Annotated in this window: 13 protein-coding genes and 1 riboswitch; of the genes, 7 read left to right on the forward strand and 6 right to left on the reverse strand. The window is 70.5% G+C overall.

The features are described from left to right. Positions 1–45: 45 nt before the first annotated feature. The 4 genes from AB0M63_RS09260 to AB0M63_RS09275 form a co-directional block, all read right to left on the reverse strand. The gene (locus tag AB0M63_RS09260; RefSeq protein ID WP_355902188.1) at positions 46–705 is read right to left on the reverse strand and encodes a GntR family transcriptional regulator; all 660 of its coding nucleotides are present in this window, start codon (positions 703–705) and stop codon (positions 46–48) included. Between the two features lie 187 nt (positions 706–892). Then, positions 893–1648: a M23 family metallopeptidase gene (locus AB0M63_RS09265; RefSeq protein ID WP_366018941.1), complete on the reverse strand. Its 756-nt coding sequence runs from the start codon at positions 1646–1648 to the stop codon at positions 893–895. 13 nt (positions 1649–1661) lie between these two features. Continuing rightward, positions 1662–1826: riboswitch (cyclic di-AMP (ydaO/yuaA leader) on the reverse strand. Between the two features lie 204 nt (positions 1827–2030). After that, entirely contained in the window at positions 2031–3419 is a 1389-nt protein-coding gene (locus AB0M63_RS09270) for a pitrilysin family protein (protein ID WP_366018942.1), read from the reverse strand. Next, the gene (locus AB0M63_RS09275; protein WP_355902369.1) at positions 3416–4780 is read right to left on the reverse strand and encodes a pitrilysin family protein; all 1365 of its coding nucleotides are present in this window, start codon (positions 4778–4780) and stop codon (positions 3416–3418) included. The genes AB0M63_RS09270 and AB0M63_RS09275 overlap by 4 nt, the downstream gene beginning before the upstream one ends. 332 nt (positions 4781–5112) lie before the next feature. Here AB0M63_RS09275 and AB0M63_RS09280 point away from each other — a divergent pair, with 332 nt between their 5' ends. Next, entirely contained in the window at positions 5113–7569 is a 2457-nt protein-coding gene (locus AB0M63_RS09280) for a DNA topoisomerase IV subunit A (protein WP_355902194.1), read from the forward strand. Between the two features lie 7 nt (positions 7570–7576). Here AB0M63_RS09280 and AB0M63_RS09285 read toward each other — a convergent pair whose 3' ends face one another. Then, positions 7577–8665 carry a GTP-binding protein gene (locus AB0M63_RS09285; protein ID WP_366018943.1) on the reverse strand — a complete coding sequence of 363 codons (1089 nt, stop codon included), beginning with the start codon at positions 8663–8665 and terminating at the stop codon, positions 7577–7579. Positions 8666–8971: 306 nt separating this feature from the next. On the opposite strand from AB0M63_RS09285, the gene AB0M63_RS09290 reads away from it, so the two are divergent. Both AB0M63_RS09290 and AB0M63_RS09295 read left to right on the forward strand, forming a co-directional pair. After that, positions 8972–9538: a DUF6082 family protein gene (locus tag AB0M63_RS09290; RefSeq protein WP_355902198.1), complete on the forward strand. Its 567-nt coding sequence runs from the start codon at positions 8972–8974 to the stop codon at positions 9536–9538. A 148-nt stretch (positions 9539–9686) separates the two neighbouring features. Further along, complete coding sequence (locus tag AB0M63_RS09295; RefSeq protein WP_086772214.1) at positions 9687–9923, forward strand: hypothetical protein; 237 nt, start codon at positions 9687–9689, stop codon at positions 9921–9923. 181 nt (positions 9924–10104) lie between these two features. Here the strand turns inward: AB0M63_RS09295 and AB0M63_RS09300 are convergent, their stop codons facing one another. Next, positions 10105–11271, reverse strand: a complete 1167-nt coding sequence (locus tag AB0M63_RS09300) for a citrate synthase/methylcitrate synthase (RefSeq protein WP_355902201.1) — start codon at positions 11269–11271, stop codon at positions 10105–10107. Positions 11272–11368: 97 nt separating this feature from the next. Between AB0M63_RS09300 and AB0M63_RS09305 the strand changes: the two genes are divergently transcribed. From AB0M63_RS09305 to AB0M63_RS09320, 4 genes are all read left to right on the forward strand, one after another. Continuing rightward, a complete protein-coding gene (locus AB0M63_RS09305; protein ID WP_355902203.1) occupies positions 11369–12625 on the forward strand; it encodes a citrate synthase in 1257 nt (418 codons plus the stop codon). A 54-nt stretch (positions 12626–12679) separates the two neighbouring features. Continuing rightward, positions 12680–13618 (forward strand): sucrase ferredoxin, encoded by a 939-nt coding sequence (locus AB0M63_RS09310; protein WP_366018944.1) that lies wholly within the window; start codon positions 12680–12682, stop codon positions 13616–13618. Between the two features lie 136 nt (positions 13619–13754). Then, positions 13755–15425 (forward strand): sensor histidine kinase, encoded by a 1671-nt coding sequence (locus AB0M63_RS09315; RefSeq protein ID WP_366018945.1) that lies wholly within the window; start codon positions 13755–13757, stop codon positions 15423–15425. Then, entirely contained in the window at positions 15422–16102 is a 681-nt protein-coding gene (locus AB0M63_RS09320; protein ID WP_355902209.1) for a response regulator, read from the forward strand. Before AB0M63_RS09315 ends, AB0M63_RS09320 begins: the two co-directional genes overlap by 4 nt. The last annotated feature ends 41 nt before the right edge of the window (positions 16103–16143 follow it).

A 16143-nucleotide genomic window follows, 5' to 3' on the forward strand; every position in this document is an offset into this window, starting at 1 on the left:
AATAATCCCCCGCGAATTAGCTCCTCTTTGTATACGGCGCCCGTGTTAATGCCGCAGACCCGACATGTTTACGGGAGGTTGCGAAGTCCTCACACGGTGCGCGGTTCCCGCGCGCTCGGTGTGCAGGGCCGTGATCGCCCGCGCCCGCTCGCTGTCACCGCGCGCCACGGCGTCCACGATGGCCCCGTGCTCGGCCCAGGACTCGACGGGGTCGGCCGGCGCGTCCACCGCGTACATCCAGGCGATCTTGTGCCGCAACTGGGTCAGCATCGAGGTCAGCGCCGGGCTCCCGGAGGCCTGGGCCAGCGTCTCGTGGAACCAACTGCCCAGGGAGCGCAGATCCTCGCTGTTGCCCCGCCTGGCGCGCTCCTGGCCCAGCCTGACGAGACCGCGCAGCACCTTGAGGTGGGCCTCGGTGCGCCGCTGGGCGGCCCGCGAGGCGCCGAGCGGCTCCAGCAGCATCCGCATCTCCAGCAGGTCGGCGGCCTCCTGCTCGGTCGGTTCCGCGACGCACGCGCCCGCGTGCCGCCGGGTCACCACGAACCCCTCGGCCTCCAGCGTGCGCAGGGCCTCCCGCACAGGGACGCGCGAGACGCCGTACCGGCGCGCGAGGAGTTCCTCCGTGAGCCGGCCGCCGCGCTCGTAGACACCGGCGACGATGTCGTCCCGGATCGCCGTGCATACCGAGTGCGCCGGAATACGCATGTCCGACCTCCGCCTTAATCCCCGTGAAACGTCGACGATTGACGTGTGTTCCGTGACTCTATTGCAATGAGCGGGAATTTCCGACGGGGGGCCGGAATCCATGGATATTTTTTGGACAGGCTGGGTCCACAAACGCCGAAAGCCCCGGCCGGCGGGCCAGGGCTTCGGGAAGTGCGGTGGTGCGTCGTCAGACGTTCACGCCGTGCTTGCGGAGGTAGGCGACGGGGTCGACGTCGGAGCCGTACTCGGCGGTCGTGCGGGCCTCGAAGTGGAGGTGCGGTCCGGTGACGTTGCCGGTCGCCCCGGAGAGGCCGATCTGCTGGCCCGGGGTGACCGTCTGACCGACGGAGACGCCGATGGACGACAGGTGGCCGTACATGGTGTACATGCCGTCCGCCATCTTGATCACGACCTGGTTGCCGTACGAGCCGCCCCAGCCGGCCTCGACGACGGTGCCGGAGCCCACCGCGTGGACGGAGGTGCCGGTCGAGGCGTGGAAGTCGATGCCCGTGTGGGCACCGGAGGACCACAGGGAACCGCCGGTCTTGTAGCCGGTGGAGACATACGAGTTGGAGACCGGCGCGACGAAGGTGTTGAGCTTCTTGCGCTCGGCCGCGCGGGCGGCGCGTGCCGCGGCGTCGCGCTCCGCCTTGGCCAGGGCGGCGGCCTTGGCCCGGGCGATCTCCTTGGCGGCCTGCTCGGCGGCGGCCTGCTTCTGGGCTGCGGCCTGGGCGTCGATCTTCTCGGCCACGGAGTCGCCCATGGCGATGACGGGGGTGAGGCCGGTCTGTTCGGCGGCGGGCTCCGCGGCGAACGCCGGGGCGGCGGCCAGGGTGCCGACGACGCCGGAGGTGGCGAGAGCCGCGACACTGGCGGCACGAACGGTGGTGCGGTGGGTCCGGCTCGGGCGACGGTGCTTCCCGGTGGCGCGGGTGAACGCCATGAAGTGGCTGGTCCTTTCCTTCCTTCTCGCCTACCGGGTTAGCTGACGGGTTCGGAGCAGGAAGGTCTCCTACGGACCCCCTCGCGGTGCGCGGGCGTCCGATTCACCCCAGGGACTCTTGATGTGGGTCCCCGGCTCCCCTGGCTCGCGCCGTACGGGGACTCGGCGATGACTGTCCGGTGCCGCTGGTGCGGCGCGGTGCCTGACGGACAGCCGGACCGACGCTAAGGGGGGCCACTTTCAATCCCCAAACGGATCACGGTTTTTGTAGCGCATGCCACAGGGCAGACAGGCAACCTCTCCCCCAATTCGGACATGAGAGGGCCCTGGTGACGCCTCAGCCACCAGGGCCCCACACGCGCGCGTGCCGCTACCCGGCTCCCTACTCGGCCGGGACGACGGTCACTTCACCGATGCCGAGAGCCGCAACCGGCTCCTTGATCTGCTCCGCGTCACCGACCAGGACCGTCACCAGACGGTCCACCGGGAAGGCGTTCACGACCGCCGCGGTGGCCTCTACGGTGCCGGTCGCGGCGAGCTGCCGGTACAGCGTCGCCTGGTAGTCGTCGGGCAGGTGCTGCTCGACCTGGTCGGCCAGGGTGCTCGCCACGGCCGCGGCGGTCTCGTACTTGAGCGGCGCCACCCCGACGAGGTTCTGTACGGCGATGTCCCGCTCGGCGTCGGTGAGTCCGCCCTCCGCGAGCTTGCGCAGCACCGTCCACAGGTCGTCCAGCGCGGGACCCGTGTTCGGGGTGTCCACGGAGCCGCTGATGGCGAGCATCGAGATGCCGGTGCCGTCGGGTGCCGAGCGCAGCACCTGGCCGAATGCCCGCACACCGTAGGTGTAGCCCTTCTCCTCGCGCAGGACGCGGTCCAGGCGGGAGGTGAGGGTGCCGCCGAGGCAGTACGTGCCGAGCACCTGGGCCGGCCACACGCGGTCGTGCCGGTCGGATCCGACCCGTCCGATGAGCAACTGCGTCTGGACGGCGCCGGGCCGGTGCACGATCACGACCCGCGCGGTGTCGTCGGCGGTCACCGAGGGCACGGGGCGCGGCTGGGCGGAGGAGCCCGTCCACGAGCCCAGGGTGTCGGCGAGCAGCGCGTCCAGGTCAATGCCGGTGAGGTCGCCGACGACCACGACGGTGGCCGTCGCGGGGCGGACGTGGCGGTCGTAGAAGGCGCGTACGGCGGCCGAATCGATCTTCTGGACGGTCTCCTCGGTGCCCTGGCGCGGGCGCGACATGCGCGAGGTCGCCGGGAACAGCTCCTTGGAGAGCTCCTTGGCCGCGCGGCGGGACGGGTTGGCCGTCTCGTGCGGGATCTCGTCGAGGCGGTTGCGGACCAGCCGCTCGACCTCGCTGTCCGCGAAGGCGGGCGCCCGCAGCGCGTCGGACAGCAGACCGAGCCCCTTGGCCAGGCGCGAGGCCGGGACCTCCAGGCTCAGGCGCAGGCCGGGGTGGTCGGCGTGCGCGTCGAGGGTGGCGCCGGAGCGCTCCAGTTCGGCGGCGAACTCCTCGGCGGAGTGCTTGTCGGTGCCCTCGGAGAAGGCGCGCGCGGTGATCGTGGCGACGCCGTCCAGGCCGGCCGGTTCGGCGTCCAGGGGCGCGTCCAGGAGCACCTCGACGGCGACGACCTGCTGGCCCGGGCGGTGGCAGCGCAGGACGGTCAGGCCGTTGCCGAGCGTGCCGCGCTCGGGCGCCGGGAAGGCCCAGGGCCTGGCCTCGCCCGCCTGGGGCTGCGGGTGGAATTCCATCGTGGCGAGCTCGGTCACTTGGCCGCCTCCTCGTTCTCGTCGGTGGCCGCGGCCGCTGCTTCGTCGGCTTCGTCATCTTCGTCGGCGATGGGCTCGTACACGAGCACCGCGCGGTTGTCGGGGCGCAGGCGTGCCTTGGCGACCTCCTGGACCTCCTCGGCCGTCACGTCCAGGACGCGCTGTACGGCGGTCAGGGCGAGCTGCGGGTCACCGAAGAGGACGGCGTAGCGGCAGAGTTCGTCGGCGCGGCCCGCGACCGTGCCGAGCCGGTCCAGCCACTCGCGCTCCAACTGGGCCTGGGCGCGCTCCATTTCCTCGGCCGTGGGACCCTCCGCGGCGAACCGGGCGAGTTCCTCGTCGATGGCGGCCTCGATGACCGGTACCTCGACGTCACCGGACGTCTTGACGTCCAGCCACCCCAGGGAGGGCGCTCCGGCCAGCCGCAGCAGCCCGAACCCGGCGGCGACGGCCGTACGGTCGCGTCGTACGAGGCGGTTGTAGAGGAGCGAGGACTCGCCGCCGCCGAGGATGGTGAGGGCGAGGTCGGCCGCGTCGCACGCGCGCGTGCCGTCGTTCGGCAGGCGGTAGGCGCACATCAGGGCGCGGGCCGGGACCTCCTCCTCGACGATCTCGCGCAACTGGCCGCCGATCACCTCGGGCAGCGTGCCGTCGCGGGGCACGGGCTTGCCGTCGTGCGACGCGATGGACCCGAAGTACTTCTCGATCCAGGCGAGCGTCTGCTCGGGGTCGATGTCGCCGACCACGGACAGGACCGCGTTGTTGGGCGCGTAGTAGGTGCGGAAGAACGCGCGCGCGTCCTCCAGGGTGGCCGCGTCCAGGTCCGCCATCGAGCCGATGGGGGTGTGGTGGTAGGGGTGGCCCTCCGGGTAGGCGAGGGCGGTCAGCTTCTCGAAGGCGGTGCCGTAGGGCACGTTGTCGTAGCGCTGGCGGCGTTCGTTCTTGACGACGTCCCGCTGGTTCTCCATGGACTCGTCGTCGAGGGCGGCGAGCAGGGAACCCATCCGGTCGGCTTCGAGCCAGAGGGCGAGCTCCAACTGGTGGGTGGGCATGGTCTCGAAGTAGTTGGTGCGCTCGAAACTGGTGGTGCCGTTGAGCGAACCGCCCGCGCCCTGCACCAGTTCGAAGTGGCCGTTGCCCTTCACCTGTCCTGAGCCCTGGAACATCAGGTGCTCGAAGAGGTGAGCCAGGCCGGTCCGACCCTTGACCTCGTGGCGGGAACCGACGTCGTACCAGAGGCACACCGCCGCGACCGGGGTCAGGTGGTCCTCGGAGAGCACCACGCGCAGACCGTTGGCCAAGCGGTGTTCGGTCGCTGTCAGGCCGCCGGAGCCTGCCTCGGCGGTGGCCGTGTGACCCATGGGCATGTACGTCCCTTCCATCGCGGATTCTCTGGCTGGAACCGCAGAAATCCTGCTCGTCCCGCCACTGTATGCAAGCGTGCCGACCGTCGGCGAAGTTCCCGGCGGACGTACGCCCAGAGCGAGATCGCGTAGCCTGCGGGCAGTCGCACACGTGGACCCACGCGGCAGCCGTCGGTGACGGAGCCGAGCGGCCGACGCCGGGTCCTGGTCCGCGTTGTCAGTGCCGCGGTCCACAATGGTTCACGTCAGACCCCGTTCACGCTTCAGCACGAGTGAGCCGAAGGGGAGCGACCCCCAGGCGAGCGACCAGAAAAGAGGAGCCGGCAGCGATGGCCCGCCGCAGCACGAAGACCCCGCCGCCCGACGACTCGTTCGAGGAGCGGATCCTCGACATCGACGTCGTCGACGAGATGCAGGGCTCCTACCTTGAGTACGCGTACTCGGTCATCTACTCCCGCGCCCTGCCGGACGCCCGGGACGGCCTGAAGCCTGTCCACCGACGGATCGTCTACCAGATGGACGAGATGGGCCTGCGCCCCGACCGCGGCTATGTGAAGTGCGCGCGTGTCGTCGGCGAGGTCATGGGCAAGCTGCACCCGCACGGCGACGCGTCGATCTACGACGCCCTGGTGCGCATGGCCCAGCCGTTCTCCATGCGCGTGCCCCTGGCCGACGGCCACGGCAACTTCGGCTCGCTGGGCAACGACGACCCGCCCGCCGCGATGCGGTACACCGAGTGCCGGCCCTCCGAGGCCGCGAACCTGATGACCGAGTCGATCGACGAGGACACGGTCGACTTCGCCCCGAACTACGACGGCCAGGAGCAGGAGCCGGTGGCCCTGCCCGCCGCCTTCCCGAACCTCCTGGTGAACGGCTCGTCGGGCATCGCCGTAGGCATGGCCACCAACATGCCGCCGCACAACCTCGGCGAAGTCATCGCGGCCGCCCGCCACTTGATCCGCTACCCGAACGCGGACCTGGACACCCTGATGCGCCACGTCCCCGGCCCCGACCTGCCCACGGGCGGCCGGATCGTCGGCCTCACCGGCATCCGGGACGCGTACGAGACGGGCCGCGGCACCTTCAAGATCCGCGCCACCGTCGCCGTGGACAACGTGACGGCGCGCCGCAAGGGCCTCGTCGTCACCGAACTGCCCTTCTCCGTCGGCCCGGAGAAGGTGATCGCCAAGATCAAGGACCTGGTCGGCGCGAAGAAGCTGCAGGGCATCGCCGACGTCAAGGACCTCACCGACCGCGCCCACGGCCTGCGCCTGGTCATCGAGATCAAGAACGGCTTCGTACCGGAAGCGGTCCTGGAACAGCTCTACAAACTGACGCCGATGGAGGAGTCCTTCGGCATCAACAACGTGGCGCTGGTGGACGGTCAGCCCCTCACGCTGGGCCTCAAGGAACTCCTGGAGGTCTATCTCGACCACCGCTTCGACGTCGTACGGCGACGCAGCGAGTTCCGCCGCACCAAGCGGCGCGACCGCCTCCACCTGGTCGAGGGCCTGCTCACCGCGCTCGTCGACATCGACGAGGTCATCCGGATCATCCGCTCCAGCGACAACTCCGCGCAGGCGAAGCAGAGCTTGATGGAGCGCTTCTCCCTGTCGGACATCCAGACGCAGTACATCCTGGACACGCCGCTGCGCCGGCTCACCCGGTTCGACCGGATCGAGCTGGAGTCGGAGATGGAGCGACTCCGCGCGGAGATCGCGGAGTTGACCCGCATCCTGGAGTCGGACACCGAGCTGCGCAAGCTGGTCTCGACCGAACTGGCCGCGGTGGCGAAGAAGTTCGGCACCGACCGGCGTACGGTCCTGCTGGAGTCGGCGGGCGCCCCCGCCGCCACCGTGCCGCTCCAGGTCGCCGACGACCCGTGCCGGGTCCTGCTCTCCTCGACGGGTCTGCTGGCCCGTACGGCCAACGGCGAGCCCTTCCCGGAGGACGCCGACGCCCGGCGCACCAAGCACGACGTGATCGTCTCGGCGGTCCCGGCCACGGCACGCGGCGAGTTGGGCGCGGTCACCTCGACGGGCCGTCTGCTGCGGATCAACGTCGTCGACCTGCCCCAGCTCCCGGAGACGGCGTCCGCGCCGAACCTCTCCGGCGGCGCGCCGATCTCGGAGTTCGTCTCCCTGGACGACGGCGAGACGGTCATCTGCCTGACGACCCTCGACGAGTCCTCCCCCGGTCTCGCGATCGGCACCGAGCAGGGCGTCGTCAAGCGCGTGGTCCCCGACTACCCCACGAACAAGGAGGAGTTGGAGGTCATCACGCTCAAGGACGGCGACCGGATCGTCGGCGCGATCGAGCTGCGCACCGGCGAGGAGGACCTGGTCTTCATCACGGACGACGCCCAACTCCTGCGCTACCAGGCATCCCAGGTCCGCCCCCAGGGCCGCCCGGCCGGCGGTATGGCGGGCGTCAAGCTCACCGAGGGCGCGAAGGTCATCTCCTTCACGGCCGTCGACCCCGCCGTGGACGCCGTGGTGTTCACGGTCGCCGGCTCGCGCGGCACCCTGGACGACTCCGTCCAGACGACGGCCAAGCTGACCCCGTTCGACCAGTACCCCCGCAAGGGCCGTGCCACCGGCGGCGTCCGCTGCCAGCGCTTCCTGAAGGGCGAGGACTGTCTCTCCCTGGCCTGGGCCGGCGCCGTACCGGCGAAGGCCGCACAGCGGGACGGCACACCGGCGGAGCTCCCGGAGATGGACCCGCGACGCGACGGTTCGGGCGTGTCACTGGCGAAGACGGTGTCGGTGGTGGCGGGCCCCGTGTAACCCGCGGTCAGGCCTCCGGATCCGGCTCTTGGTCCAACTCCGGTTCCTGGTCCGGCTCTTGTACGTAGCGGAGGACGCCCCACATGCCATGCTCGTCGGCGTGTGGGGCGTCGCCGTCCTTGCACGCCTCCAGCTCCTTACCGAGGGCCGGCATGTCGAGGCCGGTACCGATGAGCACGAGCTGGGTCAGCCGGGGGTCGCCGCTCGGCCAGGGCTCGGGATAGAAGCGCAGGAAGCGTCCGACGGCGTGCACGGCGTACCGGTTGCGCGGATCGTGGGCGCCGAAGTCCACGTACCCCTTGATGCGGTAGAGCCCCTCGGGTCTGCTGTCCAGGAACGCCATCAGCCGTCGCGGGTCCATGGGCGTGTCGTCGGCGACGAAGGAGAGGCTGTCGTAGGCGGTGTGCAGATGGCCGGCGTGCTGCTCGTCGCCGGTGTGCTCGTGCAGATCGTCGAAGGTCAACTGCCCGACGCGCTCCTCGCTCGGCCGACAGTCGAAGAGGAACTCCGGGTCGATACGGCCGTACGTCGCGGGCACGACGGCGGCACGGTCGGTGAGCGAGCGGACGAGGCCGAGGACGCGCTCGGCGTCCGGCGCCCGGTCCAGCTTGTTGACGACCACGAGGTCCGCGAGGGCAAGATGCCGGTCGATCTCAGGGTGCTTGGCGCGGGTGTCGTCGAACTCTGCGGCGTCCACGACCTCGACGAGCCCGCCGTACACGATCCCCGGATGCTCGCTGGCGAGCAGCATCCGCACCAGTTCCTCCGGTTCGGCGAGTCCGCTGGCCTCGATGACGATGACGTCGATACCGGTTGAGGGCCGCGCGAGTCGCTCCAGGTAAGTGTCGAGTTCACTGGCGTCGACGGCGCAGCACAGGCACCCGTTGCCCAGCGAGACGGTCGAGTCGCCGAGGGCCCCGGCGACGGCCAGCGCGTCGATCTCGATCGCCCCGAAGTCATTGACGATCGCCCCGATACGACTGCCTCCGCTGCGGTGCAGGAGATGGTTGAGCAGGGTCGTCTTGCCGGAACCGAGGAATCCGGCGAGTACGACGACGGGGATCTGCGGGCTTGCGCCCGGGCTCTGCTGGCTCAACGTGCGACCTCTTTCACGCCGACGCGTGCACCGGCTCGCGGTCCGGCACACGTACGGAGGTTGAATGCCGCCCCAGGATACGAGCCGGAAGAATCGCCGCGAAGTGAACGATTGTTAGCAGCACTTGCGGGGCAGACGTTGGGGAAGGCGCCGGTTCGTGCGACCCTCGCTTCCCTCCGTGCGCCTCCTCTCCGCCTCCCCGCCGATCAGAGCCGCTCGGCACTCTGGGAGATGGCAAGCGCCGCCCATCAGTCGACCCGCACCCCGGCGAACGGCGGACGGCCGCCTGATTCGGGGGTTGTTGACATGGCCACAAGGAAGTACTCGGTAGGGAGGGTCGGCTCCGCGGCGCTCAGCCTGTTGCTCGCCACCGCGACGATGACACTGGCGGCACGCCAGCGACACCTGGAAGCCGCCCGCCTGGCCGAACAACGGTTGGAGGAACGGCGCCTGGAACTGGAGGAGTTGGCGATCCGCCGCAAGGCTCTGGCGCATCAGCAGCGTATGCACTGGGAGTTGCTGGCGCGCGCCATCGACGATCCCTCCCTCGCCGCGGTGATAGACACCTACGACAAGAGCATCCCGGTGGAGAAGCGCCGGCAGTTCTTCTATGCCAACGCGTGGTACGTCCACCTTTTCCATCTGTATCGGGCCGGGATCCTGGACCGGGACGAGCTGTACAGGTATCTGCGCGAGTTCTTCCAGAGCCCGTTGTTCCGGGAGTACTGGGAGGCGTCGCAGGCTCAGCGGGCGACCCTGAGCGAGTCGTCCGACGAGGCCGTGATCGGCCGTATCGTCGACGGCCTGGTCACGGACCTCGATGAGGCGGAGACCGACGAGTGGTGGGTGGTGGGCACCCCACCGGCCGACTGACCTCACTGACGCGGCACCACACGTCAACCCTTCAGCATCACGTACACAGCCGGGTGATTCTTTCTCAATGTCGCCACGCAGACCTCGTGTGTCACAGTACTTTGCTGATCACAGCTGTGCCCACACCTTGTGTAAGGACCGGTAACCCTTGAAGATCGTGCGCCGCATCGGTGTGCCCCCGAGTGCCCGTGGCAGCAACTCAGGAGCCAATTGCCCCGATGTGTTCGAACTCAGTGACGGCAACTTCGCCGTCATCGGCACCGAGGCAACCGAGGCGCTGGACGGTGAACTGCCCGCGGACGCCGCACGCGCCGACTACGAACGCATCGTCGTCGTGAGTCGGGAAACGCTGATTCGAGCCAAGGCAGACATCCCCGACGCCTGACAGCCCCGCACGAGCACGCGTCCACCAAAGACCGTCCCGTCCCCGTTCCCCGGCCGCCCGCAACCGTGAGCGAGTCCGGCACCTACCGGCGAGCAGCCCGCCACCCCCGTCACTGCTCGATCACCACCCATGAGGCCTGGCGCCAGAACGGCACCAGGCCACACGCGTTTCCGGGGCCGCCTCAGCTCATCAGCGGGACCGCCACCGGCGCCTCGGTCCCCACATACCGCGCGACCGGCCGGATGATCTTCGAGTCCTCCGCCTGCTCCACCACGTTCGCGCTCCACCCCACCACCCGCGCGGCCGCGAACGTAGGGGTGAACATCTCCCGCGGCAGCCCGCACAGTTCCATGACCAGTCCCGCGTAGAACTCGACGTTCGTGTGGAGTTCGCGGCCCGGCTTGAGTTCCGCGAGGATGGCCTCCACCTGCCGCTCCACCTCGACCGCGAACTCGACCCGCGACCCGCCGAACTGCTGGGCGACCTCGCGCAGCATCCGGGAACGAGGGTCCTCCGTGCGGTAGATCGCGTGTCCGAAGCCCATGATGCGGTCGCCGGCGAGGACTCGTTCGCGGATCCAGGGGGCGATACGGTCCGGGGTGCCGATCGCGTCCAGGGTGTCCAGGGCGCGGCTGGGCGCGCCGCCGTGCAGCGGGCCCGAGAGCGCCCCTACGGCCCCGACCAGGCAGGCCGCCACGTCCGCCCCCGTCGACGCGATGACTCGCGCGGTGAACGTTGACGCATTGAATCCGTGGTCAATGGTGGAGATCAAGTACTGCTCGATCGCCCTGGCCTGCTGCTTGTCCGGCTCCGAACCCGTCAGCATGTAGAGGTAGTTGGCCGCGTAGGAGAGGTCCTCGCGCGGCTCCACGGGGTCGAGCCCCTGCCCCAGCCGGTACAGCGCGGTCAGCAGTGTCGGTACGGCGGCGGAGGCCACGAGGGCGTCCTCGCGACGCGCGTCGGCGTCGATGTCGTAGACCGGCCGGAAGCCCTTCGCGGCGCCGAGCAGCGACAACGCCGTACGCATGCCGGACAGCGGTCCGGACGTACCGCTCGCCGCCGCCACGGCGGGCAGCGCGGCCCGCACCTCGTCGGGCAGCCGGCGCAGCGCGGCCGTCTCCGCGGCGAAGGCGGCGCTCCGTTCGGCGTCCGGCAGTTCGCCGTGGGCCAGGAGATGCCAGACATCCTCGAAGCCGCGGGTCTGCGCGAGTTCGACGGCGGAGTACTGGCGGTAGTGGTAAAACCCCTCGGTCCCCCGGACGTCACCGATTCGGGTGTCGGTGACGACGACGCCCGCGAGTCCTCGCGGTACCTCGACACGAGTGGCTGTGGTCCTGTTGATGGACATGTTTCCTCCCTGGACTTGATTTCAATGTCCATGGTTGACTCAATCTCTGTCAATATTGATTGAATCAACCAATCGACAGATGGATACGGTGTCGTTCATGCGCGATCAAGAACCTGCTCCCGGTCACCCCGAGCGCCGACTGAGCACCAAGGAGACCGCCGAGCTGCTCGGCGTGAAGCCCGAGACCGTGTACGCGTACGTGAGTCGCGGGCAGTTGGGCAGCAGACGTGAGCCCAGCGGCCGGGGCAGCACCTTCGACGCCAAGGAGGTGCAGGCGCTCGCCCGGCGCAACAGGCGGGAGAGCAGCGGGAGTTCGGGCTCCGGGGGCGAGCTGTCCGTGCGGACCCGGATCACGCTCATCGACAAGGACCGCTACTACTTCCGGGGCGTCGACGCGACCGAGCTGGCCGCGCGCCACTCCTACGAAGAGATCGCCGAGTGGCTGTGGACCGGGGAGCTGCGTCCCGGGATCACGTTCACCGCGCCCAAGTCGGCCGTCGCCGTCGCCCGCCGCGCGGTGGACGCGCTGCCCGAACACACCGGCCCCACCGACCGGTTGCGTGTCGCGGCCATCGCGGCGGCGACGGCGGACCCGCTGCGTTTCGACCTGTCCGAGGACGCCGTGCTCGGCACGGCACGCATTCTCATCCCCACCCTCGTCGCCGCCCTGCCGCCGGTGCGGCGCGCCCATCGCGACGAGGGTTCGCTGGCCCACCGCCTGTGGGCCCGGCTGAGCGGGCAACCAGCTGACGAGGCGTCATTGCGCGTCCTGGACACGGCACTTGGCCTGCTCGTCGACCACGACCTGGCCGCGTCCACGCTCGCGGTACGGGTCGCCGCCTCGGCCCGCGCGCACGCCTACGCGGCCGTCTCCTCCGGCCTGGGCGTGCTCGAAGGGCCGCTGCACGGCGCGGCCAGCGGCCTGGCGCACCGGTTGCTGCTCGACGTGCTCGACCAGGGCGACGCGGCCCCGGTGGTCGCCGACGAACTGCGCGCCGGCCGCCGCATCCCCGGACTCGGCCACCGGCTCTACCCGGGCGAAGACCCACGCGCGCGTGCCCTGTTCGCACTCCTGGAGGAGATCCCGGGCACCGGGCCCGCCCTCGCGGCGGCGCGAGACATCGTGGCCACCACCGCCCGCCACACCCCGCTGCACGCCAACGTCGACCTGGCGCTCGCCGTACTCACCGTCTCCTCCGGGATGCCCTCCACGGCGGGCGAGACGGTCTTCGCCGTCGCCCGTACGGCGGGCTGGATCGCGCACGCCCTGGAGGAGTACGGCGAGCGCCCGCTGCGGATGCGGCCCAGCGGTCACTACGTAGGGCCGAAACCGCCCCAGCCACTACCGGAGTAGGACACGAGCACGGCCGGAAGTCGCCCCGGGTCAAGTCAGGTTAGGCTCACCTCTGTGAGTACGTGCGCGACCGTCTCTCGGGACCTCGACGAGCCCATTTCCGGAACCGCGGCCACGGCGACGACGTGGCTGCTCCTGGAACAGCCCGGTCCTTGGGGTGCCAAAGCGCTCACTTCGAGCCACCTGGACCCCGCACTGGGGCGTGCCCTGGAAGCGGCCGCCGCGCACACAGGCGTGCGGATCGCACTCATCCGCCGCCCGGGGCGGCACGCCGACCCCGCGCCGTCACGGGTGCGCCAGGTGTACGCGGCCCACACCGTTCCCGGAAACGCATGGCTGCACAGCGCCACGACCACCGAACCGCAAGACCTGCTCGCCCTTGATTTCGCCGCCCTCGGAGCGGGCGACCCGCGCTCGTTCGGCTCGGCGCTCGGCGGGCGGGTCCACACCGCTGACCCGCTCGCGCTCGTGTGCACCAACGGCAAGCGCGACCGCTGCTGCGCACTCCTCGGTCGCCCTCTCGCGGCGGAACTGGCCGCCTCCGGAGTCGACGGCGCCTGGGAGGTCACCCATCTGGGGGGTCACCGCTTCTCGCCGACCGTGCTCGTCCTGCCGTACGGATACGCGTACGGGCGGGCCGAGGCCCACGCCGTCAAGGAGATCCTGCACGGCGTCCAGGAGGGCCGGGTGGTCGTCGAGGGCTGCCGGGGCGGTTCGGCATGGGAGCGGCCCGGCCAGGCGGCGGAGCTGGCCGTGCGGACGGCGGCGGGCGAGTACGCGGTGGACGCGCTGAGTGTCGTACGGACGGACGGGGCCGCACCGCGGTGGGAGGTGACCGTCGCGCACGTCGACGGACGCCACTGGCGGGTGATCGTCGCCCAGGGCGCCTCTCTGCCGCCCCGCCCGGAGAGCTGCGGGACGTCGGTCCTCGGCTCACCGGCGCGGATGGACGTGGTGGCGGTGCGCGAACTGACGACGGCGCCGACGGGTTGACTCTCGCGACAGCGGGGCCCTGACCTACGTCCTCGGAAAACAGGCTGCTCCTGGGAGCCGTTTTCCCAAGAATTGGTCAAGAGATCCGCACCACACCCCTGGGGCAGGCCCCGGCCCTCCACGTACCGTCATGGGTATGAGCCCCACTCCCCCCGCACGTCGCCGTCGCCTCGGGCTGCCGCGGCGGGTGTTCTCGCAGGTGCTGCTGATGCAGTTGGCGATCGCCGCGGGAGTCGCGGTCCTGGCGACCGGGCTGTTCCTGGCGCCGCTGAGCAAACAGCTCGACCAGGAGGCGATGAACCGCGCCCTGGCCATCGCCCAGACCACCGCACAGCAGCCACAGATCATCAGGGACGTGCAGAACACGCCCCCGAGTGTGAACGGGCCCGTGCAGAAGGAGGCCGAGCGGATCCGCAAGGCCACCAAGGCCGAGTACGTGGTCGTGATGGACTGGCGGGGCATGCGGTGGTCGCACACGACTCCGAGCGAGATCGGCCGGTTCGTCTCGACCTCTCCCGGCGAGCCCCTGGCCGGCCAGGAGGTCAAGGAGATCGACAAGGGCACCCTGGGCCGCTCGGCCCGCGGCAAGGTGCCCCTGCGCGACGCCGACGGCACGATCGTCGGGGCCGTCTCGGTGGGCATCAAGTACGACAGCGTCCGCGCGCAACTGATCAGCACGATCCCCGGGCTGCTGGCGTACGCGGGGGGCGCTCTCGCCGTGGCCGCGCTGGCGGCCTGGCTGATCTCCCGCAGGGTCCAGCGACAGACCCGGGACCTGGCCTTCTCGGACATCTCGGCGCTGCTCTCGGAGCGCGAGGCGATGCTGCACGGCATCAGGGAGGGCGTCGTCGCCCTGGACCGCGCGGGCCGCATACGGCTCCTGAACGACGAGGCGCGGCGGCTGCTGGGCATCGGCGACGAGGCGGTCGGCAGGTCCCTGGACGAGGCGCTCGGTGACGGACGGACGACCGATGTCCTGGCCGGCCGGGTGACCGGCACCGATCTGCTCGCCGTCCGCGGGCAGCGCGTGCTGGTCACCAACCGCATGCCCACCGACGACGGCGGCGCCGTCGCCACCCTGCGCGACCGCACCGAACTGGAGCAGCTCGGCCGCGAACTCGACTCGACGCACGGCCTGATCGACGCCCTGCGCGCCCAGGACCACGAGCACGCCAACCGCATGCACACCCTGTTGGGGCTGCTCGAACTGGAGATGTACGACGACGCTGTGGAGTTCGTCGGCGAGGTGGTGGGCGACCACCGGGCCACCGCCGAGCAGGTCACCGAGAAGATCCAGGACCCGTTGCTCGCCGCCCTCCTGGTGGGCAAGGCGACCGTCGCGGCCGAGCGGGGCGTCGCCCTGTGGATCTCCGACCGGACCTGGCTGCCGGACCGGCTGATCGACCCGCGCGGGCTGGTCACTGTCGTCGGCAACCTGGTGGACAACGCGCTCGACGCCGTCGCGGGCACACCGCACGCACGCGTGGAGGCCGAATTGCGGACGGAAGGACGTACGGCCGTGCTCCGGGTGCGCGACACGGGACCCGGGATCCCGGAGGAACAACGGGAGTTGGTCTTCACGGAGGGCTGGTCCACCAAGAAGCCCCCGGCACACGGCAAACGCGGTATCGGGCTCTCTTTGGTGCGTCGGCTCGCCGAACGGCAGGGCGGCAGCGCGGTGGTGACGGAGGCGTACGGCGGGGGTGCGGAGTTCGTGGTCGTGCTGCCCGAGGCGCTGACGGAGCCGGACCTGGAGCCCGCCCTCGCCGCCTCCGGGGAGACCGTCGGCGAGGAGGAGTCGCGATGATCGAGGTCCTGGTCGTGGACGACGACACCCGGGTCGCGCGGGTCAACTCCGCCTACGTCGAGAAAGTGCCGGGCTTCCATGTCGCGGCCGAGGCGCACAGCGCCGCCGAGGCGCTGAACCGGCTGGAGACACTGCCCCGGCTGGACCTGGTCCTGCTGGACCACTATCTGCCCGACGAGACGGGACTGGCGGTCGTCCAGGAGATGCGCCGACGGGGCCACCAGACAGACGTGATCATGGTGACGGCGGCCCGGGACGTGACGACCGTCCAGGCGGCGATGCGGCAGGGCGCGTTGCAGTACCTGGTGAAGCCCTTCGCCTTCGCGGGCCTGCGGGCCAAGTTGGAGGCGTACGCGGAACTGCGCCGCACCCTCGACGGCGGCGGCGAGGCCGAACAGGCGGAAGTGGACCGCATCTTCGGCGCCCTGTCCACGCCGTCGGAGCCCGGGCTGCCCAAAGGGCACTCCCCCACCACCGCGGAACTCGTGCGCCAGTGCCTGATGAACGCCGCAGGCCCCCTGTCCGCCCAGGAGATCGCCGACCGCACAGGCGTGAGCCGGCAGACCGCCCAGCGCTATCTGAAGCTCCTGGAACGCACCGGACGGGCCAGGCTGACGCTCAAATACGGCGACGCGGGCCGCCCGGAACACCGTTACGTGTGGGCGACCCGCGCCTGAGGGCACGGCCTGTGTGGGCGGGGGAAGGGGCCGTACCCCTT

The organism is Streptomyces sp. NPDC051576, from assembly GCF_040681835.1.
In the GTDB taxonomy this organism is placed as follows: Bacteria; Actinomycetota; Actinomycetes; order Streptomycetales; family Streptomycetaceae; genus Streptomyces.

Excerpts from the sequence above, each read along its gene's own strand:
- AB0M63_RS09260 (WP_355902188.1), bottom strand. The coding sequence starts at position 705 with ATGCGTATTCCGGCGCACTCGGTATGCACGGCGATCCGGGACGACATC.
- AB0M63_RS09280 (WP_355902194.1), top strand. The coding sequence starts at position 5,113 with ATGGCCCGCCGCAGCACGAAGACCCCGCCGCCCGACGACTCGTTCGAG.
- AB0M63_RS09265 (WP_366018941.1), bottom strand. The coding sequence starts at position 1,648 with ATGGCGTTCACCCGCGCCACCGGGAAGCACCGTCGCCCGAGCCGGACC.
- AB0M63_RS09300 (WP_355902201.1), bottom strand. The coding sequence starts at position 11,271 with ATGTCCATCAACAGGACCACAGCCACTCGTGTCGAGGTACCGCGAGGA.
- AB0M63_RS09275 (WP_355902369.1), bottom strand. The coding sequence starts at position 4,780 with ATGGGTCACACGGCCACCGCCGAGGCAGGCTCCGGCGGCCTGACAGCG.
- AB0M63_RS09305 (WP_355902203.1), top strand. The coding sequence starts at position 11,369 with ATGCGCGATCAAGAACCTGCTCCCGGTCACCCCGAGCGCCGACTGAGC.
- AB0M63_RS09290 (WP_355902198.1), top strand. The coding sequence starts at position 8,972 with ATGGCCACAAGGAAGTACTCGGTAGGGAGGGTCGGCTCCGCGGCGCTC.
- AB0M63_RS09315 (WP_366018945.1), top strand. The coding sequence starts at position 13,755 with ATGAGCCCCACTCCCCCCGCACGTCGCCGTCGCCTCGGGCTGCCGCGG.
- AB0M63_RS09320 (WP_355902209.1), top strand. The coding sequence starts at position 15,422 with ATGATCGAGGTCCTGGTCGTGGACGACGACACCCGGGTCGCGCGGGTC.